The 24931-nt window shown below is 64.1% G+C and carries 19 protein-coding genes; 16 read left to right on the top strand and 3 right to left on the bottom strand.

The genetic code is table 11. From position 1 onward, the window contains the following. From HOP52_RS18645 to HOP52_RS18615, 7 genes are all read left to right on the top strand, one after another. The coding region (locus HOP52_RS18645; RefSeq protein ID WP_238979039.1) for a DUF6036 family nucleotidyltransferase at positions 1–363 on the top strand (363 nt) is incomplete at its 5' end. A gap of 2 nt (positions 364–365) precedes the next feature. Next, positions 366–794: a hypothetical protein gene (locus HOP52_RS18640; protein ID WP_238979038.1), complete on the top strand. Its 429-nt coding sequence runs from the start codon at positions 366–368 to the stop codon at positions 792–794. An 11-nt stretch (positions 795–805) separates the two neighbouring features. Beyond that, on the top strand, positions 806–1174 hold the full coding sequence (locus tag HOP52_RS18635) for a hypothetical protein (protein ID WP_238979037.1): 369 nt from the start codon (positions 806–808) through the stop codon (positions 1172–1174). 594 nt (positions 1175–1768) lie between these two features. Continuing rightward, positions 1769–2251, top strand: coding sequence for an Rpn family recombination-promoting nuclease/putative transposase (locus HOP52_RS18630; protein WP_238979036.1), 483 nt, complete (start codon positions 1769–1771; stop codon positions 2249–2251). A 44-nt stretch (positions 2252–2295) separates the two neighbouring features. Further along, the gene (locus HOP52_RS18625; RefSeq protein ID WP_238979035.1) at positions 2296–2613 is read left to right on the top strand and encodes a hypothetical protein; all 318 of its coding nucleotides are present in this window, start codon (positions 2296–2298) and stop codon (positions 2611–2613) included. 392 nt (positions 2614–3005) lie between these two features. Beyond that, complete coding sequence (locus HOP52_RS18620; RefSeq protein ID WP_238979034.1) at positions 3006–5858, top strand: DUF4214 domain-containing protein; 2853 nt, start codon at positions 3006–3008, stop codon at positions 5856–5858. A 150-nt stretch (positions 5859–6008) separates the two neighbouring features. After that, complete coding sequence (locus HOP52_RS18615) at positions 6009–6827, top strand: SapC family protein (RefSeq protein WP_238979033.1); 819 nt, start codon at positions 6009–6011, stop codon at positions 6825–6827. Positions 6828–6945: 118 nt separating this feature from the next. On the opposite strand, the gene HOP52_RS18610 is transcribed toward HOP52_RS18615, so the two are convergent. After that, the gene (locus HOP52_RS18610) at positions 6946–13074 is read right to left on the bottom strand and encodes a DUF4347 domain-containing protein (protein ID WP_238979032.1); all 6129 of its coding nucleotides are present in this window, start codon (positions 13072–13074) and stop codon (positions 6946–6948) included. A gap of 151 nt (positions 13075–13225) precedes the next feature. Further along, positions 13226–13900 (bottom strand): phage tail protein, encoded by a 675-nt coding sequence (locus HOP52_RS18605; RefSeq protein WP_238979031.1) that lies wholly within the window; start codon positions 13898–13900, stop codon positions 13226–13228. Positions 13901–14177: 277 nt separating this feature from the next. Here HOP52_RS18605 and HOP52_RS18600 point away from each other — a divergent pair, with 277 nt between their 5' ends. The 5 genes from HOP52_RS18600 (at position 14178) to HOP52_RS18580 (ending at position 18261) form a co-directional block, all read left to right on the top strand. Next, positions 14178–14807: an outer membrane beta-barrel protein gene (locus HOP52_RS18600; RefSeq protein WP_238979030.1), complete on the top strand. Its 630-nt coding sequence runs from the start codon at positions 14178–14180 to the stop codon at positions 14805–14807. 217 nt (positions 14808–15024) lie between these two features. Continuing rightward, positions 15025–15798, top strand: coding sequence for a hypothetical protein (locus HOP52_RS18595; RefSeq protein WP_238979029.1), 774 nt, complete (start codon positions 15025–15027; stop codon positions 15796–15798). 292 nt (positions 15799–16090) lie between these two features. Next, positions 16091–16330, top strand: coding sequence for a DUF6447 family protein (locus HOP52_RS18590; protein WP_238979028.1), 240 nt, complete (start codon positions 16091–16093; stop codon positions 16328–16330). Positions 16331–16365: 35 nt separating this feature from the next. Beyond that, positions 16366–17454, top strand: a complete 1089-nt coding sequence (locus tag HOP52_RS18585) for a hypothetical protein (RefSeq protein ID WP_238979027.1) — start codon at positions 16366–16368, stop codon at positions 17452–17454. A gap of 102 nt (positions 17455–17556) precedes the next feature. Then, positions 17557–18261: a DUF6447 family protein gene (locus HOP52_RS18580; protein ID WP_238979026.1), complete on the top strand. Its 705-nt coding sequence runs from the start codon at positions 17557–17559 to the stop codon at positions 18259–18261. Positions 18262–18472: 211 nt separating this feature from the next. Here the strand turns inward: HOP52_RS18580 and HOP52_RS18575 are convergent, their stop codons facing one another. After that, complete coding sequence (locus tag HOP52_RS18575) at positions 18473–19012, bottom strand: FlgO family outer membrane protein (RefSeq protein ID WP_238979025.1); 540 nt, start codon at positions 19010–19012, stop codon at positions 18473–18475. Between the two features lie 427 nt (positions 19013–19439). On the opposite strand from HOP52_RS18575, the gene HOP52_RS18570 reads away from it, so the two are divergent. The 4 genes from HOP52_RS18570 (at position 19440) to HOP52_RS18555 (ending at position 24931) form a co-directional block, all read left to right on the top strand. Beyond that, entirely contained in the window at positions 19440–21113 is a 1674-nt protein-coding gene (locus tag HOP52_RS18570) for a DUF4214 domain-containing protein (protein WP_238979024.1), read from the top strand. Positions 21114–21142: 29 nt separating this feature from the next. Continuing rightward, complete coding sequence (locus HOP52_RS18565) at positions 21143–22387, top strand: O-antigen ligase family protein (RefSeq protein WP_238979023.1); 1245 nt, start codon at positions 21143–21145, stop codon at positions 22385–22387. A gap of 38 nt (positions 22388–22425) precedes the next feature. Beyond that, complete coding sequence (galE, locus tag HOP52_RS18560; protein WP_238979022.1) at positions 22426–23433, top strand: UDP-glucose 4-epimerase GalE; 1008 nt, start codon at positions 22426–22428, stop codon at positions 23431–23433. Positions 23434–23521: 88 nt separating this feature from the next. Continuing rightward, complete coding sequence (locus HOP52_RS18555) at positions 23522–24931, top strand: MBL fold metallo-hydrolase RNA specificity domain-containing protein (protein WP_238979021.1); 1410 nt, start codon at positions 23522–23524, stop codon at positions 24929–24931.

Genomic DNA, 24931 nt, shown 5'->3' with positions numbered 1-24931 from the left:
CTCACACCTCTACCTGCTCGGCGGGGAGAGCTACCGGCTGAAGCAGAAGACGCTCAGCTGACGGTCATGGGTGGGTCAATTTTGTTGACCGCTGGTGGGTCATTTCTGATGGCCATTGACAGCAACGCCCCCAACGTGGAGGTCTATGTCGTCAGCGCACTGGATGTTGCCATCTCCAAGCTCGGTCGTTTTGGCGACCGCGACCAACACGATATCCAGGCGCTCCTTCAGCTTCCTCATGTTGGTATCGGCGAATTCGAACGATTGGCTCGAGAAGCAATCAGCTACTATGTAGGCGACGAGCTCCGTATATTGGGCAATCTGAACGTGGTATTAGACGACTATCACCGCAGCGAGGGCTAGTCATGGCGGTTTCCTTCACACGTAAGCGGCTGTATCGGGTCGGCTCGCGCCCACTCGAGCGTGCTGTCGATGACGTGAAGCAGCTTGCTGAAGCCGTCTGGTTCCGGGGCTATCGCCCGACACAGGCGGAACTGGAGCGGCTGCGCGGCGTGATGCCTCGCGAGGACTTCCAACGGGCGCTCTGTGTGCTTGAGCTGCTTAGCCAGTACCCGGTGTGTCGCCGTGATACCGCACGACACCTACAGCAGCTGACCCGGCTGTTCCACCGGGAACTGCTGGGAAATGACGAGACGCCCACTCAAGGGCGATATTCTCCCAGCGAGCGATGGGGTCTGAGCGATGCCACAGCGCCACTGCGCAAGGCTTTGCTTCCTCTGCAGACCCGTAATCATGCTGACTCCACTGGTCGTCGTCATGGTCTAAGTTGCTGAATCGAATGGGCTTGCCGGAAGGCCCGCTGCGCGCCTGGATCACCTTCTTCACGCACTGGCAGGAGGAACTCACCATGGCCAAGGTTGCCCACGAGCCCGTCAAGCGAGCGCTGAGCCGCATCCGCGAGCTCAGTGCCGACGAGGAAGCCCGTCGCCTGGCTTTCGTGCGCGAGCGTGCCTTGCGGGATGAGGTGTCGCTGTTGAATGAAGCCAAGCGAGAAGGCCGTCAGGAAGGTGAGCAGCTGGGTGCTGAGAAGGCGAAGCGAGACACTGCTCGCAACCTGATCAAGCTAGGCGTGCTGAGCGACGAACAGATCGCCCAGGCCACTGGCTTGACGATGGATGACGTGGAAGCCCTGCGTGAGGAAGCCAGGCACTGAGGACCATCCCCTCGGTGGCGCTGGCTTCCCTTCCATCCGGGTCCCGTTGACGCCGCGCGCTATCCCAATACCGGAAGCCAGCCTTGCTGGCTTCTTCCCTATCTGGCTTCGGGATGCGGGCCTGTGGGTAGTGGACAGCGGGGTAGAGGAGCCGAGCGGAAGCCAGCCGGCCATCGGGGGCCGGCCCTCAATCGCGAGTGCCGGATTTCAGCCTTGCCCCACATCCCTGACAGCGCAGGCGAGGGCGCTTGCCGGTCAGGCGATGCCACCAGCGCCGCTTGAGAGGCTGGTGGAAAGGGCTTCCACAGATCGGGCAGGGCGCCCGGAGACGAGAGAGCGGTGTCAGGTAGTCAGGCATGCGGTCTCGGGTACCAAGTAAGAAAAGACGAGCGATCAGGGTGGCCGCCGGCACGGAAAGGGGATGGGGCGGTGCGAGGCATCCTGCATGGCGGCGATACCGTGAGGATTATCCCCCAGCCGCCCGGCGAGGGGAAATCCTGGCTGTCCGAGCCGGTCATGGTGGCCGGCAGAGGCCTGGTGGGGCTGTGCTATGCTGGGCCTCTCTACCCATAGATGCCCGGCGGGTGGCAACCGATGACCGACCTCCTTGATCCCACCAACGACTACGTCTTCAAGCGGCTGTTTGCTGATGCCCCGGATTTGCTGGTGGATCTGATCAACGACTTGCGTCCTGATCTCCCGGACATTGCCTCGGTGGAGGTGCTCAACCCCACCATCGAAGCCAGTGAACTGACGGGCAAGTACATCATCCTCGACGTCCTGGCCCGCGATGGGGAGGGCCACTGCTACAATGTCGAGATTCAGGTACGGCGCTACGGGGCCTGGCACAAGCGGGGGCTGTTCTACCTGGCCCGCACCCTGGGCCTGCAGCTCGGCAGCGGAGAGGACTATCAGGAGCTGCGTGCCTCGGTGGGCCTGCATCTGCTGGACTTCGATCTGTTCACGGAGACCGCAGCAGAGCGTGCGCAAGCGGTGTGGCGTTTCGAGATGCGTGATGAACGCCAGCCCAAGGTGTCACTTGGGAACATCTTGCAGATGAACCTGATCGAAAAATAAATAGGGGGATCGCCTTCTTCACGCACTGGCAGGAGGAACTCACCATGGCCAAGGTTGCCCACGAGCCCGTCAAGCGAGCGATGAGCCGCATCCGCGATCTCAGTGCCGACGAGGAAGCCCGTCGCCTGGCGTTCGTGCGCGAGCGTGCCTTGCGGGATGAGGTGTCGCTGTTGAATGAAGCCAAGCGAGAAGGCCGCGAGGAAGGCCGCGAGGAAGGCCGCGAGGAAGGTGAGCGGCTGCATGCCGAGAAGACGGCCCGCAATCTGATAGCCCGCACCGAGATGGACGACGCCATGATCGCGGAGATCGCTGGGCTCTCCATCGACGAGGTGGTCCGGCTGCGTGGGGAAGCCAAGCACTGAGCCTATTCCGTGATGGCTTCCGTCCCTGGCAGGGCTTGTTGACCGCGCGCTCTTTACCCAACACCGGAAGCCAGTCCTGCTGGCTTCTTTCCTATCTGGCTTCTGGCCTCGGTGTTTTCCCATGCCCCCTGAGTTCCCGATCCTGCTGATCTCAGACCACCATTCATGGCTGGATAAATACCATGCACCGTAAAGACGCTGCACTATCAATCACCGACTGCGGTATTGAGGGAAAGGCAGGCCTAAGGTCCTGAATTATTTACCAAGCGTGTGGCCAGTCATGCGGAATCCGATACGTAGGTGACACTGGTGAGGGTGGGTTCTAGAATTGACAATTAGCATTGCTGTTCCGCTAAGTGCTAACAAGTCAATTCTTTTTCTTGAGGCCAGGCATGTGGATGCACACCCATATTCAGGCATTGTATCTGACCGTTTATAACCGCCCCGCGGACTGGGAGGGCCTGCTGTATTGGGCCGATCAGTTGGAAAGCCGGGGGTTCGAGGCCATAAGCGCTGCCTTCACCCAGGCGCCTGAATTTGAGGAGATGTATGGTGGCCTCTCTTCCGACGCCCAGGTAGAAAAGATTTACCAGCACCTGCTGGGCCGGAAGGCGGATGAAGAGGGGCTCGCGTACTGGGCCGCCAAGATTGATGCCGGAGAGCCCGTCGCGACAGTAGCCCGCGACATCGGTCAGGCGGCCAAAGGCGATGATGGAGAGGCGTTTGCTCAGCGTATCGATAGCGCCCAGGAGCAGACGTATGGGGAGTTCATCGATGTGCTCTATGCCGGCTACTACGGGAGAGGCTCCGATCCGGAAGGCAGAGCCTTCTGGATTCAGGAGCTGAAGGCCTCCGCCGGGGATGTATCGGCTGTCATCGAGGCGTTTGGAAACTCCCAGGAGTATGTCGAACTTTACGGATCCCTGAACAGCGAACAGCAGGTAGCCAAGCTTTACCAGAACCTGTTCAACCGCGATCCCGAGGCGGAAGGCCTGGCGTACTGGTCTGGCAAGCTGGAGAGCGGTGAACTGGCCCTCTCACAAATCGCTTTTACAGTGGCAGAGGGGGCAAGGGGTATCGACAGGCAAGCCCTTGAAGAGACCGTCACTCAGTTCAACACACCTCTCTTGACGCTGGCCGAGGCACTGGACCTGGAGGAGCTACCGGCCAGCTTCACCCTGGACCCGGCGGCCCCGGTTGACGACGGCACCGTCACGGTGGCTGAAGCCCAGGCGGCCCTGGCCGAGGTGACCGCCGTGGTCGAGCATGCCGAGAATACCGATGAGCTGACCTCTGGCGACCTGTTTCAGTGGAGCGTCGAGGACAGTGCCGACACTATCCTGGCCGCGGTGGATGCCGATATCCCGGCGCATATGTCCGGGGCTGACGAGGTACGGGTGACCGAGTCCGAGGTGCCGCGGGATCAGCTCGAAGCGCTGCAGAAGCTGGACAACTTCGTGATGGACGAAGATATGTTGCCCGACCCCGCCTTCTTCGATGTGACGTCCATCGGCGAGGCTAGCGTGAACGCCGACGCCACCACCACCGTCACCGTCGAGGTGGCTAATACCGGTGACGAGACGGGCACCCAGGACGTGGTGCTCACCCTCAGCGACGGCACCCTCATGGAGACGCTGACCGAGTCGGACGTGACGATCGCCGGCGGTGAGGCCACCAGTGTCGAGTTCACCATCGACGCCGCCGCCCAGGGGCTGGACGCGGGGGACTATGACCTGGGCGTGGCCACCGACGATACCAGCGAGACCCGGGCGAGCGGCCTCAGCGTGGCGGCAGTCACCCCCTCTCCCGAGCTGAGCATTGATGACGTGACGTTCAACCCGGAACAGCCCTTCGTGGACGAGGACTTCACGTTCCAGATCACTATGACAGAATCCGAAGACGTCGAGCCCGAGAACCTGCAGCTCACCTTCGGTGTGCCCGGTGTGACGAGCCGGACCTATCATCTGAGCCCCTTCCAGGGTGACAGCGTTGCCTTCACTCTTGACGCTGATGCGATTGATCAGGCAGGTAACTTTGACGCCCAGTTTATGCTCGATGCGGATAATGCCGACCCGGTGGAGTTTCAGCGGGAGCTGGCCATTCTCGCCGGCGAGGCATCGGTCATCGTGGAATCCATCGAAGTGAGCGACTCGGCCCAGCTCGAGCCCGATGAATTCTTCAACGTGACTGTGGACTTGGCCGAAGTGGCCGGAAACGATGTGAACAATCTGAGCGTGCAGTTGGTGATCGAGGACGCCGGCATTAACGTGGCGCTGGATGCTGACGCCCTGAACGCCAACGGCTTGGTGCAGGTGGAGTCCGGCGACTTGAGCATTGACGAGGCCGGCTTTTACGAGGCGGAAATCCACATCAACGCCGACAATGCCAGCGAGGTCAGTGCCACGACCGGCTTCACGATCACCACGATGCCTCACGACGAGGTGGTGATCGCCGATGGCCTCGAGCTGCTCTGGGCGGATGACACCGATCCCTTTCCGTTCTCGGCCATCGGTCAGGTTCAGGTCAAGCACGAGGGATCGGATTCGTTTTCCGCGGGCAGCGGTGTGATGATCTCGCCCCAACATATCATGACTAACCACCATGTCCTGCAGGGCTCGAACTCGCTGGAGGAAATCGAGGAAATCAACTTCTTCAATGGCCTCAATGGAAGTGTGCAGGAACGTTTCGCCGACGGCGCTTTCCTTTCCGGTGATACCGAGTTGGATGACGGCATCTGGTCCCTAGAGGGCGATATTCAGCAGTTCAACACCGCCGCGGATGATATCGCCATCGTCCGCCTGGACGAGGCCATCGACGATCTGACCAACGGTTATTTCGACTTGTTCTGGAACGAGGGCGGCGGCGATCGCGACCTCACCGGCGAGGACGCGATGTGGGCCGGTTATCCCGTTCAGGGCATGGAGCAGAATGACCCGGCCACCAATGACCCGGACTTTTTCCAATGGCAGGCCTTCGGCACGATCGACGAATACGAGGACGACGACGGGCAGCTTGTGCTCAGCGACAGCCTTATGGGACGCAGCGGCGCGAGCGGATCGCCGCTCTTCCGTAAAATGGATGATGACGGCGCGGAGTTGCTCGGGCTTTACACCGGACGCATCGATTCGGGTGGCAGTGATCAAACACCGGTTGCGGCAACCATTACCCCGGATGTGTATGACTGGGCGCTTGCCATTATGCAGTCTGATGGGTTCTTCACGGATATCGATATGGCGATGGGCTAAGAGCCGTTGTTGATACTCTCCCCCGTTGAGGGACGATGGTCAGGGGTGGTTCTTGGCGTCGGGCGGGGAGAGGGGGGCGATGAAAAGACGGAGGCTCAGGGCGTTGGCGACCTTGCATTATGATGGATACCCCAGCGTCAGGAGAGAGTCATGAGTCAGTTCGAACCGCTTGATCCCGAGCGCCATCTCACCCATGGCTGGAAACGCCAGGATGACTACCGCTTCGCCGCCGAGGATGCCTGGGCACCGCTGTTGCTGGCCGAGCTGCCCACGGCGCTGGCGGTCTACCCGCTGGCCTTCGCCCCCCGTCTCCGGGGCGGTCACCGCCTGGTGGCCCTGCAGGGCCTGCACCAGGACAAAAACCTGCTGGTGGCGCCCAGCGGTCGCTGGGCGCTGGGCTATGTGCCCAGCTATTATCGCGGCTACCCCTTCAGCCTGAACCGGGTGATCGCCGGTGGCCAGGAGCGTCAGTTGTTGTGTTTCGACCACGCCAGCGGCCTCTACCGGGAGCGCCCCCAGACCGATCAGGGCGAGCAGCGCTTCTTCGATGATCAGGGCCAGCCCACCCCGCTGGTGGTCAAGCTGTTTGGCTTCCTCAAGCAGTGCGCCAGCAACCAGGCGTTGACCGACAGGGCCGTCGATGCCCTGGAGAAGGCTGGCCTGCTTACCGGCTGGACGCTGGACGTCGAGAACCCCGACCCCGCACGCCCGCTGCTCATGGGGCTCAAGCGCATCGATGACCAGGCCCTTGCTGCCCTGGATGGCCCAACCCTGGCCGAGCTGCGCGACGCCCAGGCGCTGCCCATCGCCTACGGGCAGCGCTTCTCCACTTCGCGCCTTGGCGTGCTGCACAAATTCGCTCAGCTCCATGCCGCCCATGCCGCCCGCCAGACTCAGGCCACCTCGACCAATCTCGATGGTCTGTTCGGCGAAGGCGACGACGACTTGGAGTTCGATTTTGACCAATGAGGCTAGGCTGGTGCCCTGCGCGGCTCGCTAGGTTTTGTACGAAAACTGCCATGGGTTATAAGGGGGGCCGGTTAATGAAGGCCCCCCATTTCCCCGCCGCTACCTGTCTCCCCCGCCGCTAGCCGTCGAGCTCCGGGGCCGTGCCGATCAGCTCGGCTAGCTCCATCTCCACCGTGGCGTCCTCCAGCAGGCTGCGGTGGAAGCTGGCGTTGTCGCCGCTATCCTCCCACTGCTGACGCAGTAACAGTTGGTCGGTCAGGCTCAGTTGATCCTTGAACAGGCGAAGTGACAGGGCATCTACGGCGAGACTCGCCGCCATGCCCTGTTGAGCTTCCTCGCCCAGCAGTGTGGCCGCGATGACCTCATGACGCGCTTGTCCCTGGGTCAGCTGTGAGAGCCAGTAGGCTTCCCCCTCGGCATCGGGATCGCGGTCCAGTAGCTCCTGATAGAGCGCCTCGACAAAGGCGCTATCGTCCTGCTGACCCCAGGCCAAGGTGAACTCGGTGCTCTGCATGAAGTGCTCGACCACATGGCTTTCGCTTTGCTCTTGTTGGCTGACTCCCATCCAGTAAGCCAGGCCATCGGGATCGGCGCTGCGTGACAGCAGCCCCTGGTATAGTTGCAGGATCAGGCCGGTCCCCTGTTGGAACTCGGGGGAGTCCAACATGGCCGCCAGTACCTCGAAGCGGTCCATTTGGCCACTCTCCAGTTCCGCTTCCCAAAAGGCGAGTCCTTCCGCATCGGCGTCGCGGCCCAGCAGGTCCTGGTAGAGTTGGGGCAGGAGAGGGTGGTCGTCGTCGAAGAGGCCGGCATTGATGGGGCCGGGCTCGAACTGACGAACCAGATCCATGCCCGGGGCGCCGGGGTCGACGATGGTGCCATTGGCGAGGCCATCGGCATCGAAGGGGCCGCCATCCTCAATGACGAAGTCCAGGCGTGTCTTGTTGCCCATGTGGTAGGTGCGTCCGCCATGCTCGGGGCTGGCCAGGTTGATCCAGTCGCCTTGAGCGTCCTGCTTCCAGTAGCCGTTCACCAGGACGCCGCCTTCGAGGAATAGCGAGAAGTTCTGTTGGATGCCGGGAGTGGGAAGATTGGCCTCGAAGCTGATCATTCCCACTGGCATCTCGAGGTCTTCGCGCGGATCATCAGGGGCATCCCATTGGGCCAGGTTAAACAGGCGTGCGCCCTCCTGGTCCGCGTTGTCATGCTCGGCGGCCAGGGTAATGAAGACCTCCCGGGCATCGCCAGGACGGCTGCGTGGTGTGCTGGTATAGAGCAGTCCCTGGGAGACCACATGCTCCTGTTGGCGGTCGGGAATGCCATCGCCGTTACCATCGCCCTGACCTGTACCATCGGGGTTGGGGACGCGGTCCTGTTCCTCCTCGGGGGGGACGTACGGGGCGGCATCGATCACCCAGTCGATGTCGTTGCTGGTGGCGGGGCTGGTATTGCCGGCGATATCGCGCTGGCGTACCTGCACTTGGCCGCTGGGGTAGTCGCCCTCGGGCAGTTCGAAGCTGTCGCCGCTGCCATCCTGCCAGCTTTCGCCGCCGTCTAGGCTGTACTCCCAGCTGGTCTCGGACTCTATGCCGTCCACGACGATACTCCCGTTCTGGGTGATGCCGTCGATGGGGCCGGTGTGTTCTTCCAGGGCCAGGGTGGGGGCGGCCGGCGGGGTGGTGTCCACGGTCCAGGCGTCGGTATTGCCGGCGGCGTCACCGAGGTTGCCCGCGAGGTCGGTCTGGCGCACCCGCACCTGATCGGCGGCATAGTCGCCCTCGGGCAGTTCGAAGCTATCGCCGCTGCCGGGCTGCCAGCTGTCGCCGCCGTCGAGGCTGTACTCCCAGTCGGCGCCGTCCTCCAGCGCGCCCACCGTGATGGTGCCGTTGTTGGTGATGCCATCGCTGTCGCTGGCGCCGGTGTCTTCCACCAGGGCCAGGGTGGGGGCGGCCGGCGGGGTGGTGTCCACCGTCCAGGCGTCGGTATTGCCGGCGGCGTCACCGAGGTTGCCGGCGAGGTCGGTCTGGCGCACCTGCACCTTACCGCTGGCATAGCTGCCTTCTTGGAGCTCGAAGCTATCGCCGCTGCCTTCCTGCCAAGTCTCGCCGCCGTCAGAGCTGTATTCCCAACTGGCGTCGGGCTCGAGGCCGTCCACGGCGATGCTGCCGTTGTTGGTGATGCCATCGCTGTCGCTGGCGCCGGTGTCTTCTTCCAGGGCCAGGGTGGGGGCGTCGGGGGCTGAGGTATCCACCGTCCAGGCGTCAGTATTGCTGCCCGCTGCGCTGATATTGCCGGCGAGGTCGGTCTGGCGCACCTGCACCTGATCGGCGGCATAGTCGCCTTCGGGCAGCTCGAAGCTATCGCCGCTGCCTTCCTGCCAAGTCTCGCCGCCGTCAGAGCTGTATTCCCAACTGGCGTCGGGCTCGAGGCCGTCCACGGCGATGCTGCCGTTGTTGGTGATGCCGTCGCTGTCGCTGGCGCCGGTGTCTTCTTCCAGGGCCAGGGTGGGGGCGTCGGGGGCTGAGGTGTCCACCGTCCAGGCGTCAGTATTGCTGCCCGCTGCGCTGATATTGCCGGCGAGGTCGATCTGTCGCACCTGCACCTTACCGCTGTCATAGCTGCCTTCGGGGAGCGTGAAGCTGTCGCCGCTGCCTTCCTGCCAAGTCTCGCCGCCGTCGAGGCTGTACTCCCAGTCGGCGTCGTCCTCCAGCGCGTCCACCGTGATGGTGCCGTTCTGGGTGATGCCGTCACTGTCGCTGGCGCCGGTGTCTTCCACCAGGGCCAGGGTGGGGGCGGCCGGCGGGGTGGTGTCCACCGTCCAGGCGTCGGTATTGCCGGCGGCGTCACCGAGGTTGCCGGCCAGGTCGGTCTGGCGCACCTGCACCTTACCGCTGGCATAGCTGCCTTCTTGGAGCTCGAAGCTGTCGCCGCTGCCTTCCTGCCAAGTAACGCCGCCGTCAGAGCTGTATTCCCAACTGGCGTCGGGCTCGAGGCCGTCCACGGCGATGCTGCCGTTCTGGGTGATGCCGTCGCTGTCACTGGCGCCGGTGTCTTCTTCCAGGGCCAGGGTGGGGGCGGCCGGCGGGGTGGTGTCCACGGTCCAGGCGTCGGCATTGCTGCCCGCGGTGCTGACATTGCCCGCGAGGTCGGTCTGGCGCACCCGCACGTCACCGCTGGCATAGCTGCCTTCGGTGAGCTCGAAGCTGGTGCCGCTGCCTTCCTGCCAAGTCTCGCCGCCGTCGAGGCTATATTCCCAACTGGCGTCGGGCTCGAGGCCGTCCACGGCGATGTTGCCGTTGTTGGTGATGCCATCGCTGTCGCTGGCGCCGGTGTCTTCCACCAGGGCCAGGGTGGGGGCGTCGGGGGCTGAGGTGTCCACCGTCCAGGCGTCAGTATTGCTGCCCGCTGCGCTGATATTGCCGGCGAGGTCGGTCTGGCGCACCTGCACCTTACCGCTGGCATAGCTGCCTTCTTGGAGCTCGAAGCTATCGCCGCTGCCTTCCTGCCAAGTCTCGCCGCCGTCAGAGCTGTACTCCCAGCCGGCGTCGGGCTCGAGGCCGTCCACGGCGATGCTGCCGTTGTTGGTGATGCCATCGCTGTCGCTGGCGCCGGTGTCTTCTTCCAGGGCCAGGGTGGGGGCGGCCGGCGGGGTGGTATCGATCACCCAGTCGATGCCGTTGCTGGCGGTGGTGCTGACATTGCCCGCCAAGTCGGTCTGTCGCACCTGCACGTCACCGCTGGCATAGCTGCCTTCTTGGAGCTCGAAGCTGTCGCCGCTGCCGGCCTGCCAGCTGTCGCCGCCGTCGAGGCTGTACTCCCAGTCGGCGTCGTCCTCCAGCGCGTCCACCGTGATGGTGCCGTTCTGGGTGATGCCGTCACTGTCGCTGGCGCCAGTGTCTTCCACCAGGGCCAGGGTGGGGGCGGCCGGCGGGGTGGTGTCCACCGTCCAGGCGTCGGTATTGCCGGCGGCGTCACCGAGGTTGCCGGCAGGATCGGTCTGGCGCACCCGCACCTGATCGGCGGCATACTCGCCCTCGGGTAGTGTAAAGCTGGTGCCGCTGCCTTCCTGCCAAGTATCGCCGCCGTCGAGGCTGTACTCCCAGCCGGCGTCGTCCTCCAGCGCGCCCACCGTGATGGTGCCGTTGTTGGTGATGCCGTCGCTGTCGCTGGCGCCGGTGTCTTCTTCCAGGGCCAGGGTGGGGGCGTCGGGGGCTGAGGTGTCCACCGTCCAGGCGTCGGTATTGCCGGCGGCGTCACCGAGGTTGCCGGCAGGATCGGTCTGGCGCACCCGCACCTGATCGGCGGCATACTCGCCCTCGGGTAGTGTAAAGCTGGTGCCGCTGCCTTCCTGCCAAGTATCGCCGCCGTCGAGGCTGTACTCCCAGCCGGCGTCGTCCTCCAGCGCGCCCACCGTGATGGTGCCGTTGTTGGTGATGCCGTCGCTGTCGCTGGCGCCGGTGTCTTCCACCAGGGCCAGGGTGGGGGCGGCCGGCGGGGTGGTATCCACCGTCCAGCTCTCGGCATTGCTGCCTGTGGTGCTGACATTGCCCGCCAAGTCGGTCTGGCGCACCCGCACCTGATCGGCGGCATAGTCGCCTTCGGGCAGCTCGAAGCTATCGCCGCTGCCTTCCTGCCAAGTCTCGCCGCCGTCAGAGCTGTATTCCCAACTGGCGTCGGGCTCGAGGCCGTCCACGGCGATGCTGCCGTTGTTGGTGATGCCGTCGCTGTCGCTGGCGCCGGTGTCTTCTTCCAGGGCCAGGGTGGGGGCCTCCGGTGGGATGGTATCGATCACCCAGGTGGTGTCGTTGCTCGTGGGTTCGCTGGTATCACTCGAGGGTGCGGTCTGGCGTACCTTCACCTGACCGGCGGCATATTCATCATCGGACAGGGTAAAGCTGTCGCCGCTGCCGGTATTCCAGCTGTCGCCGCCGTCAGAGCTGTATTCCCAACTGGCGTCGTCGACCAGCTCGCCAACTAGTACCGTGTTGTTTCGAGTGATGCCGTCGCTGTCGCTGGCGCCAGTGTCCTCGGCCAGGGTCAGGGTGGGGGGTGGGCTGAGGGGCGCGTAGCTGGTGCTGCCGTAAAAATTCTTGAGGGTAAAGCTGAAGAAGTCATCGCTGGTGAATAGTAACCTGTCAACGCCCAGTCCGTCCTCTTCGAAGTCAACCACATAAGCTTCGCGACTGAGGTCTGGGTCTTCGTCGGGTTGGCCTGGCACAGTGAAGCTTCCGACTTCCATGCCATCCAGAAAGGCCTGGATCAACGTTGGCTCGGTACTGCGAGGGTTAAGCACCCAGATATTATCGAAGGTAAAGGGCTCACCATCCACTCGGGCGATATCGAAATAGCCGATGCGATCCAGGTTGTCATCCGGAATATCGCCACTTGTTCGGTGGCTGACATGAAGACTGGGGCCGTCATCCATGTCATCAGGGACATCGTCTGCTGAGACATATGAGTAAGTATAGGAAAAGCCCTGGAGCCGGAGGTCGGCACCTGTGTCGGCATCTTGGTAGGGATCGTCCCACAGCAGGGTCAACCGGAAGTCGACCCCATGGTGGCTGAATTCAAGAAAGTGATCGTAGTCCGGATCATCGACATCGCTGGTGAATTGTTCGGCGCCGTCAAAGTCGGCAAAATCCTCATGGAACTGGTTTAGCAGGCCGTCATAGGACGGGGTGCCAAGCAGCCCCTTGGCTGCCGGGGAGATGTCGCCAATTTCCATATCCAGCGTCCAGTCACCCCCCAGCTCTTTCGCACCGGTCAGGGTCCGGGAGGCGGCGACCGCCACGCCGCTATGCTTGGCGATGGCTTCTACAAGAGCTTCTCCCTGATCGTTCTCCGCCAGGCGGCAGCCATAAAGTAGCAAGGCTCCCTGGCGGGCCAGGCTTTTGCCGATCACCGCCAGGCCCAAGGCGTAGTGCTCCAGTGCCGGGCCGTCCAGGGTAATGGCGCCAAGCCGCAAGGCACCGGGGCGCCCATGGCACAAAAGGTGGATGGCATCGTACCCATGGTGAACAGAGGCCCATCTGGCCATCTGGGCGAGGCCGTCGCCATTGGCATCGAGCCAGCGCACTTCTACCCCTAAGGGAATCGCCTTGATCAGAGCATCTGGGTGTTCCAGGGCTGCGTCGATAAAGACCACATCGCGCCGCCCCTGGTTGAGGCCGGGGACGGCCCGGGCCAGCGACGAGGGCACCATGGTGTCGTCGGCTAATCGTTCGGATTGAAACGGGCTGCTTTCCATGGGGCTGAACTCCCTGAGTACCGATCGGGTCATGGCCGCTCACTGGACGGCTCTTCTCAATGAGGACAAGTAAAGCTGAATCCGCCGCTGGGCGGCGGATCATCCTGGTATCAGTTGGAGTGATCGGAGGTACCCGCCTCGCGGGCCAGGGCTAGTCTCGCTGCGGAAAGATGCCCTGAACCGCAATGCAGTAGTTGATCCCGAGCTGAGGCGGCAGGTTATTGAAGGGCTGGCTGCCTCCGGCTGCGTCCACGGTAACCTCGGCCCCCTGCTGGCTGATAGCCATTCCCGGCATCTCTACCAGATTGTCGTTGCTGTCGGAATAGAGCGTATTCTCTCGCCCGCCGCCAACGCTGCCGAGCCTTCGGTCGGAGGCCGGTGTTTTATGCCCATCTTCCGAGGTGGTAGCCACGATCTTGCCGCTGAAGTCGCCGGGAGAATAGTGGGCGCCGTGGGTGTGCTGGGGCATCTGGGCCTGGGTCAGGGTGACCTCTTCCTGGCCGCGCTGCTGGCCGAGGGTCACGGAGCTATAGCCGGGGCTCTGGCCCGTGCCCACCAGGCTGCGGCCTTGGAGGTCGGGTAGAGCGAAGGTGGTCTGGCCATTTCCGCCATAGGTGGTGCCTATCAGGGCAAATAGGGCTTGGTTCTGGGCGATGGCGAGCGTCTGGCCGTTGGCTTGCTCGTAGCCGATGGGACAGAAGGTGGCGGCAGTGGCGCAGATCGAGCCGATGTACGGCTGGTCATTACAGGCCATGGCAGATGGGCTGGCCATGAGCAGGCCGGCAACGGTAGCGAGGGCGGCGAGCGGGAGCTTGGGTGTCGGCATCGGTGGAGTCCATTCTGGCAATGTTCATTGACGGCGGGATGTTGCACTTTATATGTATAGGCCCTCATGCATTGCACTGCGGTATCACTTCGGGATCACTTCTGTCTGTATGCCACCCGGCTGTTCAAGGAAAGGCCCGCTCGGCTATAGGGTGCCATGGCCTTGTCGGGTGCGAAAGGTATGCAAGACATTACTGTTCCGAGTGTATAGAATACTTCGGTCCCGCGCTGGCGGGGTGGGAACCCTACTAGAAAAATCAGAAACAAGGATCGTCAAGATGAAGAAGCTGGGTGCATCCGCTGCGCTGGCAATCGCCGTTGCGCTGCCACTCACTGCGCAGGCTGCAGGGTCGAATTTCAGTTACACACAGCTTTCCGGGGCTTTTGTCGCCACCTGGTTGGACGACGACATCGTGCTGCCTGTTGGCAACGGCTGGTATGAGTTACACGATAGTATGGGAGGCCTCGGCCTGTCGGGCAGCTATCAGTTTACCGACAATCTGTTCGTCGCGCTCAGCGGCACGTATCGCGCCAGTCGCGGCGATACCGAGATCAATGTGACCGATGTGGGTCTCTCGCTTGGCTATGCGTTGCCCGCCGGCGAGCGTACCGATCTGGTCTTCCAGGGAGGCGTGGTCAATACCGAGGTGGAAGTCTGCACCTGGGTCTGCGGCAAAGTTGATGACAATGGCATGCTGCTCGGTATGGGGGTGCGTCACTGGGTGAATGCGGCATTCGAGCTCAACGGCGGCGTCACCCATGTGAACTATGACGACTTCGACAGCAACACGGCGCTGAATGTTGGCTTCGCCTACTGGAGCAGCCCGGCGTTCTCAATGGTCACCGGCCTCATAGCGGATGACGACAGCACCTCGCTCACCGTCGGTTTTCGCTACACTTTCAATTGACGCAGTAGTGTTTCCCCGCCCGGCGAGCCACGGCTCTCGGGTGGGGCTGTGATAGGCTGTGGCGGTAGACAATCTGCCCGATATTGCCTCTCTATTTCTTCGGGCTCCTTCTGGCTTCGACCCGCTATCCCCGTGCACGCTGATCTGTCCCCTTCCGCTGGTACGCTTGCCTATGCCTAACGATGTCTCCCGCGCCCCGTCTGGCGCGACTCGCCAATTGATAGTCGGCTTCGGCCTGCTAGGTCTCGCCTGGCTGGCCGTCATCGGCGTGGATATCCTCAACCTCTGGGGGGCTGGGGATCGGCTCTATGAGCGCATGGGCGAGCGTAGCGCCACCCGTGCCTGGGCATGGGTCATGCTCTTCAGCGAAGGCGGCCCCATCGAGATGCTGCAGTGGCTGACCCTGGCGCTGGCGGCGGCCACTGCCTTTATGCGCTATGGAAGGCTATCGCCCGGGGCGGCGCCAGGCAGCCTCGAGCGCAGTGCGGCGCTGTTCTGGCTGCTGATGGGCGGGGCCTTGATGCTGATGGTGCTCGAGGATGCCGGCAATATGCGCCACTGGCTGCGGGACACGGCTTACCACTTCCTGGGGGGGCGTTCGCCCCGTTACGTTGAGCTGCTCTATTTCGGTGCCTTGGCCTGCGTGCCCCTCTCGGCGCTGCTGCTGTTCGGGCGCAGCGTGCTGCGCCTGCCGCGTACCCGCCTCTACCTGCTGGGGGGCTTCGCTTGCTACGGCCTGGCGGCCGGCGGTTCCGCCTTCCGCTATCGCCTCTATGAGCCCCTCGGCCACTGGTTGCATCATGGCCTGCTGAACGACGCGCTGCGGGTTACCGAAGTGGGCGGGCATAGCCACTATTTCTGGCTGATGGACTTCCTGGTCGAGGAGTCGCTCGAGCTTGCCGGGGCTACCCTGCTGGCCGCCGCCGCCCTGCAGTTCGGCGTGGAGTTCGCTCGTCAAGGGGGCCGTGATCGAGGAGCGATGATGTCATGATGGCCTATTATCTCACCCCCGGCTCACCCGGCCGCTAACGCTGAAACCCGGCCGCCGACTCTCGAGGCCCATGGTTGATCCGACTTGAACGTATCGGAAAATCGACGTCGCGCCTTCTTGGTTACGAGTCTCTTCATTGCCTTCATTATCAGGTTTATCGGCGTGTTGGCACCAATTGGCTCACTTCAGTGCGCGCCCATGGCCATTACGCAGCACTTGGGCTGGGCGCCAAGCAGTGAGACACTAGTAGGCCTTTACCGCAACATCATGAACACTTAGGAGTCAGCATCAGATGACGGATCAACCCCAGGTCGCCGCCGAATCCAACCAGGCCAGCCAGACCATCACCATCGATGGCGTGGAGTATCAGCTGTCGGAGCTTTCCGAGGAGGCGCGCGCTCAGGTGATCAACCTTCGCGTGACCGACCAGGAAATCGCCAAGCTCAAGCAGCAGTTGGCCATCTATCAGACCGCCAGGGCGGCCTATGCGCGTGCCTTGGGTGAGAAGCTGCCGAGCCAGCAGCCGCACTAAGCGCCGATGGCCGATTCCGTACCCATCCTACTACCATGCCCGTGATGCTGGACGACCTGGCGGCAACATTACGCGTCTCCCTTCCGGACGCCTGGGACTCGCCGAACTGGCGGGTCGGGCATATCGCTGCCGCCAAGTTGTCGGTGGAGGGCAATGCTCGCCTGCGTCGTCTGCGGATCGGCGTGGAGCTCTTTCTGTTGGCCGAGGGCGATGCCGCGCCCTGCCGGCTGCGGGGCGAGCTCGTTAGCGCCAGCTGGTCGCCGCTGGCACCGTTGCCGCCGGTCCAGCAGCGCTTGGAGGGCGAAACACCCGACCTGCCAGCCGTTGCCTCCGTTCCCCTGCCGTTTACGTTCGCCGGGCTGGGGGCCCCGGTTCGGGTCAGCGGTGAGCGAAGCTGGCTGCAGTACCTGCATCCGATCAAGGCGATGGTAGGGGCAGCAGACTCGGCCAGTGAGCCAATGCCGCTTGCCGAGTCCCTGCAACTGGCCCTGGCCGAGTGGCTCACGCATGATTTTCCCGTGGCAACCCTGGGAGAGGCCATCGATACCGCCATGTGCGGGCCGGTGGGTCACTTCGGGCCGCTGGAGTCGCGTGTGCTGGAACGTAGTGGCCAGAGCGACCTGGCCATCGAGGCCACCTGGCTGGGCGAGGTCGATAATGCCGCCGAGCAGGGCGGCCGGGCGACGCTGGCACTCACTCTCTACGGTGAGCGCTTTGGCGCCTGGGTCCTGCATCGTCGCGGCATGCAGCCGGTGAAGGCGCGCCCGAAGCAGGAGTCGGGGCCTGCGCCGGTGTTTGCCCATGAGGTGCTGGTGGCCGACACGGCCGATGCCTTGATTGAACAGGCCGGCCTTGGACCGGTGGAGAAGCGCCTGTTTCAGCAAGTCGGCATCCTGCCTCACGCGCGTCTCTGGCAGCAGGTGGATGAGCCGGAGGGCGGCGAACCGGCCGATGAGGCGGATCCCAAGAGCGCTATGACCCTGGACCTCAGTGCTCTTCCCGACCGCGGGCGCCGCCACCTGCAGGCTATCGCTGGGCTGGTCCGGCAGGGCAAGCTCGGCCCCTCCGATATCGATCTGCTGCTCAAGCTCGCCCGACAGCTCAGCCGCTCCGCGAAAAAATGACGCTTCGCAATACCTAGCTGCTTCGGTTCGGTACGGGGCGCTGCTCGCTCGCCCCATGATAGACTCGCCACCGAAATAAGTTAGGCAACAGTGAGGGCGCTCATGGCTCAGCGTGTGACATCCCACCCCGGTCAGAGGGTGACGATAGATGGCGTCTCCTATCGGCTGGAAGACCTGTCGAAGGAAGCGCAGGTGGACCTGTCCAACCTGCAGGTGACCGATCAGTACATTCAGCGTATTCAGCATCGTCTGGCCATGCTGCAGACGGCCCGCGCCGCCTATTCGGGAAGCCTGGCCGGCGAGCTGAAGGCTGCCCTGCCTGGCCAGCCATCCGCAGCGGCCGATTCGCCTGCCGCAGCACCCGTCTCGCGCGTCTTCTGGCACAACATCGGGCTCGCCGATAATGCCTGGTGGCGCTACCTGGTCACTAGCGGCCAGCTGGCGGTGGGTTTCGACAATACCCCGGGCGATGCTGGCGAGAGTTTGATGCAGCGCTATCGGCCCGGTGATGCCCTGATTGCCTATGCCAGTGGCAAGGGGGCAGTGGGGTGGGCGCGGGTCGAGACGTCCAGCGGCTATCGCTTGGTCGACGAAGGGTCGCCCGATGACCTGGCCGGTGGCGATCTTCGCCATCGGCTGGAGGTCACCTGGGCCGCCTACACACCCGACATGGACCAGGCAGTGAGTGCCGCCGAGATTCGCGAGGCATTCGGCGTTCGACACCCGACTCGGCCCTCGGTGGCCATCGACCTCGACAAGGGAAAGGCGCTGTTGGACGGCCTCGCGGGGCGATTTGAACGGCAATGAAGGGGGGGTGACACCTTCGACAACAGATCCAGAACATCCCCAGGCGCCCCGTTGCTGCATCTGGCAGGCGCAGCCATGTCGAGGGCGCTGTCGGCGCCAAGATCAACAATCCTGATGCGATGCCGGGCAGGGAAACGGACCTGATGGCTTGCTTTGCGAAGACCTCGAGGTATCGATGTATTGCGCCAGGGCTTTCTGGATGTCCCCTACTTCACCAGCCGCCGCCAAGCATGGAGCGCAGGTTGTTGTCGAGCGGTACGGCGATATTTGTGCTGCTAAGCACCATGGCGTCGCCCGAGCGCACCAGCCGCACGCTTAGGTACAGGGTGTTTTGCCCCTGGGCGTAGGTGCCCATCAGAATGGAGCGAGCATCGTGAGCCCGGCTGAGCCGCTGTACCTCCCGCGACAGGATCAACTCGCCGACATCCTTCTCGATGTAGAGGCTGTCTCGCATCTTGACCTCGCGCACTTGCATGCCGCCCCTCGACAGCGCCGAGGCGAACAGCTCCGAGCCCATGCGCCCCAGGGTGGAGGACTGTGACAGGTTGTCGATGCTGACGAAGGTGGCGGCGATCATCGGGCTGTAACGCGTCAGGTCAGGGTTGGCATCCAGCATGCCCCGGGCCGCCTCGTCGATCAGATCATGAAGGCCGGGTTCGGGCTGCTCGACGGGAGCATTGCTGCTGCAGCCGCTAAGCAGTATCAGACTGGAAAGCAACAGGGCATTCAGCAAAAGCGAGAGACGTGTCATGGCATTACCAGCGGTCGGTGACGGTGATGGCGGCGATCGGGATCAGCCCCCCGGTGGGCAAGCTGGGCACTCTATCTAAATCGGCAGCCGGGTAGGATTCTTTAACTCGGCCGTCTGTGTCGGGTGGGCCAGATGCGGTATGCTATTCGGCCATTTCGCATCGCCAGCGGGGGGCGTCCGCCTCGATCAGCAACTGGGGATTGCGCAGACTGCCCGCGTCGCCCAAGCCAACGCCCTCGAGCGCGAGCTGAACGGTGCCGAGGCGACCGCTCACTGAGCAGGAGCCGGGTCGCGTTGCCAACCAGCGGATTGTTCAGGTGGCGGGACAGCGTGGCGTGGTAATGTGACTGCGGGGTGCCAAGGGCACCCCGTTGTGCTGTCTGCCCAGTGTCCATGATGACCGCCAGGTTTCGAGGGGCCTTTGCCAATGTTCAATGTCGACGAGCATGCCAATTTCCCGTTTAGCGCGGTGACCTATGTGGAGGCGACCTTCCCCGACGGCACCCGGGTCTCCGGGGCCGGTGCCGTGGTCGGGGTCAATGACGTCTTGACGGCGGCCCATCTGGTCTACAGCCCGGAGAATGGCGGTCTGGCTGAACAGGTGACGGTCTATCCCGGGCACGATGGCCGGATCGACCCGGCGGACGGGTATTTGGCCGGCTATGCCGAGTACTATCAGCTGGAGCCGGCTGAGTCGGGGAAGTTGACCATTCAGGAGAGCCAGGACGATCTGGCGCTGCTGGGCTTCGATACGTCGCTGGGCCTGGAGACCGGCTGGTTTGCCCTGGGGCCCTATGCGGCGGGGGAGACGTATCACGTTGCTGGCTACCCCGGTCAGTATGCCGATGCCAACGGGCCACGCCTGAGCCAGGACAGCGGCTGGGTCGGTGACAACGCCCGCTATGGGGTACTGGATATCGAGTCGCTGGATATCGGCCCCGGCAGCAGCGGAGGCCCGGTCTGGTATGACGACAACGGCCAGCCTGTGCTAGTGGGGGTGGTGTCGACCTCGGCATGGGCGGTCAGCGTGCAGGCGCAGTACGAGACGCTACAGGCCTGGATCGCCGGCAACGACCATCTGCTGCCGCCCGAGGTGAGCAACAGCGCCGTTCCAGATGAGGCCGATGGCGCGCTGGCGACCTTCATGGCGCGTCTCGCTGCCGAAGGGTGGGAGCTGCCATCCGAGCTGTCGGAGGAGATTGTCCAGACGGAGACGTTCTTCGCCTACGCCGATCTGGAGAGTGTCATCGACCCGGTGGTGCGACTCTACACCGGCATGCTGGGCCGCGCGCCTGACCGGGAAGGCGCCGAGTACTGGGTCGGGCAGCTCAATGGCGGCCATTCACTGCTGGATCTGGCGGAGGGCTTCCTCACCTCCAGCGAGTTCGCCCTGCAACTGGCCCAGCGCGGCGGCGGCGATGCCGCGCTAGTGGAAACCCTCTATCAGCATGTGCTGGATCGCGCCCCCGATCCACAGGGTCTTGATTACTGGCTTGGCGAGCTGGAGAGCGGCCGCCTCGAGCCGGTGGACCTGGTGCTGGCCTTTACGGCGTCTGACGAGTATGCGACATCCTCCCACTCCCTGGTTCAGGGTGCGAAGCTGATGCTCTGGGGGACCAACCTGGAGCGGCTGGACCCTGCCGGCCTGGGCTTTGATGTGGCGTCCTTCGAAAGTGCCCGGGAGTCGGCCGAGGCGGTGGTGCGGCTGTATAGCGGCATGCTCGATCGCATGCCGGATAGCGAGGGCTTCGCCTACTGGCGGGGAGAGCTGGAGGAGGGTGTCTCGCTGACCGACATCGCCGGGGCCTTCTTCATGAGCGATGAATTCCTGGGCGGCATGCTCGAGCCGACGGCGGAAAAGGCCATCGAGGCGCTGTATCAGAGCGTGCTTGACCGGGCCCCGGATGAGCCGGGCTATGCCTATTGGCTGGCCGAGATGCAGGGCGGCGATTTCGGTTTCGGGGACCTGGCACTCTCATTCACCGAGTCGGCCGAGTTCATCGATGCCAGCCGCGGCCGGGTCGACGACTACATGCTCGAGCACTATCACGGCGGGCTGGTGGGCGAGCCGTTGCCCCTTGATGAGTATCTGTTTGGCTAGGGCTGGTGCTGCCAGCGGAAGAAGGTGACGTGTTGCGAAGCGAGGAATTCTGGCGCGCCTATGTCAGCCTGGCGGTGTTGCTGCTGGGTGGCCTGGCGCTGGTGATGCCCAGCGGTTATTCCGTGGGGGCGGTGATGCTGCTGCTGGGCAGCGCCGTGCTGCTGGTCAAGCGGCCAGCGCTTGGCTTGACGCGACGCGATTGGCTGGTAATGGGTGCCATGGCCGGCTATGCGGCGATCGTCATGCTCGAGGCCTGGTGGGCCGGCCTGGGGGTGCGCGGCATGGACAAACCGCTTCGCATTCTGCTGGCGGTGCCGGCGCTGTTGCTGGTGATGGCATATCCGCCACGGCTGGCCTGGCTGTGGTCGGGGCTCGCGCTGGGCGCGGTGCTGGCTGGCGGGATGGCGGGATGGCAGAGCCTGGTGCAGGGGGTGCCGCGAGTGGAAGCGTTCACTCACCCCATTCAGTTCGGCAATATCAGCATGCTGATGGGGATGCTGTGTCTTGCCGGGCTGGGCTGGGCGGTGGCGCAGCCGCGGCGACGCCTGTGGGTGGCGCTGCTGCTGCTGGGGGCGCTCGGCGGCGTGCTGGGGTCGCTGTTCTCTGGCAGCCGCGGCGGCTGGATCGGTGTGCCGGTGATCCTGATAGTGCTCTATCGCAGCTATGGGCGTGAACTCAACTACGCCTTGAAGCTGGCCGTGCTGGCTGCCTTGATCGGCGGTGCCACAGTGGCTTATGCGGTCCCGCAGATCGGGGTGCAGCAGCGTGTGCATCAGGCCGTCGATGATATCAGCCGCTATGTCAGTGGGGAGAGCCGTGTCACCTCGGTTGGGTCGCGCTTCGAGATGTGGCGGGGGGCCAGCCGGCTGGCACTCGACGCCCCCTGGCTGGGAGTGGGCAGCGGGCACTATGAGCAGGCCATGCGCTCGCTCGCCGATCAGGGCGTGATCGACCCGGGGGTTTTGGTTTACGACCATGCCCACAACGAGTTCCTGGATACCCTGGCCAGGCGGGGCTTGCTGGGGTTGGCGGTGTTGCTGGCGCTGTATCTGGTGCCCATGAAACTGTTCGCGCGCCAGCTCCATGCCCCGGACATGGAGCGCCGGGCGCTGGCGTCGGCGGGCGTGATCCTCCCGGTAGCGTACATCGACTTCGGCCTGACTCAGGTTTTCCTGTCACATAACAGCGGCGTGATGATCTACGGTTTCTGGCTGGCGGTGCTGTGGGGCAGCTTCAAGGTGAAAGCCGCTGAGGTGGGCGCGGCCCGGCGCTAGCGCCGCCAATCGCCATGGCAAAAAAGGGGGCAGACACGATGCGTGTGCTGGTGACCGGCGGGGCGGGCTATATCGGCTCGCATGCAGTGCTGGAGTTGCTGGAGGCGGGCCATCAGGTGGTGGTGCTCGACAACCTGTGCAACGGATCGGCAGAGGCACTGACACGGGTTGAGTCGTTGGCCGGCAAGCCGCTGGCGTTTTGCCAGGGCGATGTTCGCGACCGGGCGCTGCTCGATGCGCTGTTTGCCGACCATGCCATCGAGGCGGTGATGCACTTCGCCGGCCTCAAGGCGGTTGGCGAGAGCGTCGAGCGGCCGCTGGCCTACTACGACAACAACGTGCACGGCACCCTGGTGCTGTGTCAGGCCATGGCGGCGGCGGGGGTGTATCGGCTGGTGTTCAGCTCCTCGGCCACGGTTTACGGTGCCGGGGCGCCGGTGCCCTATGTGGAAACCCTGCCCCGTGGCACCACCGCCAATCCCTACGGTACCTCCAAGGCCATGGTCGAGACCCTGCTCGAGGACCTGCAGGTCGCCGACCCCCGCTGGTCGGTGGTGCTGCTGCGCTACTTCAACCCCATCGGTGCCCACCCCTCCGGGCGGATCGGCGAGGATCCCCGTGGCATCCCCAATAATCTGATGCCGTTCATCAGCCAGGTGGCGGTGGGGCGCCGTGAGGCGCTGGAGATCTTTGGCAGCGACTACCCTACCCGTGACGGCACCTGCGAGCGCGACTATCTGCACGTGGTGGATCTCGCCCAGGGGCACCTGTTGGCCCTGGAGCGGGCGGGCTCGCCGGGGGTTCACGTCTACAACCTGGGGAGCGGCAGGGCCTGCTCGGTGCTGAAGATGGTGGAGACCTTTCAGCGGGTCACCGGCCGGGCGGTGGCCTATCGTTTCGCTTCGCGTCGGGCAGGCGATCTGCCGGCGTTCTGGGCGGATGCCGGCAAGGCCGAGCGGGAGCTGGGCTGGAAGGCGCGCCGCGGGCTCGACGAGATGGTGGCCGACACCTGGCGCTGGCAGTCTGCCAACCCCGAGGGCTACTGATCCGGCGGCGCCGATCTCCCGCTACGCCTGCTCGCTCTTGTCCGTTATGCTGAAGGCATCATCAAGCCACGGGCAAGGACGAGACCCCATGTCGACATTGACCTTCCAGGGGGCGGTGAAGGAAGTCACCGGCTCGCGCTACCTGATCGAGACGGACGGCGACGGTGGCCCGAAGAAGCTGCTGCTGGAGTGCGGGCTGCACCAGGGCGGCAGCGATGCCGACGAGGCCAACGCCAGGCCTTTCGGCCGTCTGGCCGGGGAGCTCGACGCGGTGGTGATCTCCCACGGCCACTTGGATCACTCGGGACTTCTCCCCAAACTGGTGCGCGAGGGCTATCGCGGGCCCATCCACTGCACCCGGGGCACCCGCGACCTGCTGGAGATCATGCTCCAGGACGCTGCCTTCATCATGGCCAAGGACGTGGAGTGGGAGAACAAGTGGCGCAAGCGCAACAACAAGCCGCTGGTCGAGCCGCTCTATGAGCTGGGTGACGTGGCGCGCACCCTGGCGCTTTGCGAGTCCCACCCCTATGGCCAGCCGGTCAACCTGCCCGGCGGCGCCACCCTGGTGTTCCGCGATGCCGGCCATATCCTCGGCTCAGCCATCGTCGAGCTCGCCGTGCCCTCCGGCGGGCGCAGCAAGCGGCTGGTGTTCTCGGGAGATCTCGGCAACCCCAGCTCGGTGCTGATGCGCGACCCCGGCAAGGTCTACGAGGCCGATGTGGTGCTGATGGAGAGCACCTATGGGGATCGTGACCACCGCCCCCTGGACGAGACCCTGGAGGAGTTCGCCGAGGTGTTGGAGCAGGCCCATAAGGCGGGGGGCAACGTGCTGATCCCGGCCTTCGCGGTGGGGCGCACCCAGGAGATCCTCTACCATCTGAGCGTGCTCTACCATGAGGGGCGGCTGCGCCAGCAGATGGTGTTTCTCGACAGCCCCATGGCGATCAAGGTCACCGAGCTCTACCACCGGGCACGCAAAGCGCTGGACGCCGACGACCTCAAGGTGCTCAACGTCGCCGCCAGCGGCGATACCCGCCAGTACCTGCCGATCCTGCGCATGACCCGCACGGTGGAGGAGTCCATGGCCATCAACCGTATTCACGGCGGGGCCATCGTCATCGCCGGGGCGGGCATGTGCAACGGCGGGCGCATCATCCACCATTTCCGCTACAACCTGGCCCGGCCCAGCACCCGGGTGGTGATCGTCGGCTTCCAGGCCGACGGCACCCTGGGGCGTTCGCTGGTCGATGGCGCCGAGCAGGTCAAGGTGCTGGGTGAGATGCTGCCGGTGAAGGCGAAGGTCCACACCCTGGGCGGCTTCTCGGCCCACGCCGGCCAGACCGAGCTGATCGGCTGGGCCGGCGCCTTTCGCCACAGCCCCCGCTTCTATCTGGTCCACGGCGAGCCTGGCGCCCAGCAGGCGCTTCAGGCGGCGCTGGCCGAGGCCGGCATCGCTGCCGAGATTCCCGGCTATGGCGACAGCGTGCCGCTCTAG

It is taken from the genome of Billgrantia campisalis (assembly GCF_022341425.1).
GTDB lineage: Bacteria > Pseudomonadota > Gammaproteobacteria > Pseudomonadales > Halomonadaceae > Halomonas > Halomonas campisalis.
Note: the sequence above shows the minus strand (reverse complement) of the source record. Positions and strands in the feature narration are given on the sequence as shown.

What these genes read in the sequence shown, in the direction of transcription:
- HOP52_RS18610 (WP_238979032.1), bottom strand. Translation starts at nt 13,074, where the DNA reads ATGGAAAGCAGCCCGTTTCAATCCGAACGATTAGCCGACGACACCATG.
- HOP52_RS18570 (WP_238979024.1), top strand. Translation starts at nt 19,440, where the DNA reads ATGTTCAATGTCGACGAGCATGCCAATTTCCCGTTTAGCGCGGTGACC.
- HOP52_RS18575 (WP_238979025.1), bottom strand. Translation starts at nt 19,012, where the DNA reads ATGACACGTCTCTCGCTTTTGCTGAATGCCCTGTTGCTTTCCAGTCTG.
- HOP52_RS18615 (WP_238979033.1), top strand. Translation starts at nt 6,009, where the DNA reads ATGAGTCAGTTCGAACCGCTTGATCCCGAGCGCCATCTCACCCATGGC.
- galE (WP_238979022.1), top strand. Translation starts at nt 22,426, where the DNA reads ATGCGTGTGCTGGTGACCGGCGGGGCGGGCTATATCGGCTCGCATGCA.
- HOP52_RS18620 (WP_238979034.1), top strand. Translation starts at nt 3,006, where the DNA reads ATGTGGATGCACACCCATATTCAGGCATTGTATCTGACCGTTTATAAC.
- HOP52_RS18640 (WP_238979038.1), top strand. Translation starts at nt 366, where the DNA reads ATGGCGGTTTCCTTCACACGTAAGCGGCTGTATCGGGTCGGCTCGCGC.
- HOP52_RS18630 (WP_238979036.1), top strand. Translation starts at nt 1,769, where the DNA reads ATGACCGACCTCCTTGATCCCACCAACGACTACGTCTTCAAGCGGCTG.
- HOP52_RS18590 (WP_238979028.1), top strand. Translation starts at nt 16,091, where the DNA reads ATGACGGATCAACCCCAGGTCGCCGCCGAATCCAACCAGGCCAGCCAG.
- HOP52_RS18600 (WP_238979030.1), top strand. Translation starts at nt 14,178, where the DNA reads ATGAAGAAGCTGGGTGCATCCGCTGCGCTGGCAATCGCCGTTGCGCTG.
- HOP52_RS18625 (WP_238979035.1), top strand. Translation starts at nt 2,296, where the DNA reads ATGGCCAAGGTTGCCCACGAGCCCGTCAAGCGAGCGATGAGCCGCATC.
- HOP52_RS18585 (WP_238979027.1), top strand. Translation starts at nt 16,366, where the DNA reads ATGCCCGTGATGCTGGACGACCTGGCGGCAACATTACGCGTCTCCCTT.
- HOP52_RS18555 (WP_238979021.1), top strand. Translation starts at nt 23,522, where the DNA reads ATGTCGACATTGACCTTCCAGGGGGCGGTGAAGGAAGTCACCGGCTCG.
- HOP52_RS18605 (WP_238979031.1), bottom strand. Translation starts at nt 13,900, where the DNA reads ATGCCGACACCCAAGCTCCCGCTCGCCGCCCTCGCTACCGTTGCCGGC.
- HOP52_RS18580 (WP_238979026.1), top strand. Translation starts at nt 17,557, where the DNA reads ATGGCTCAGCGTGTGACATCCCACCCCGGTCAGAGGGTGACGATAGAT.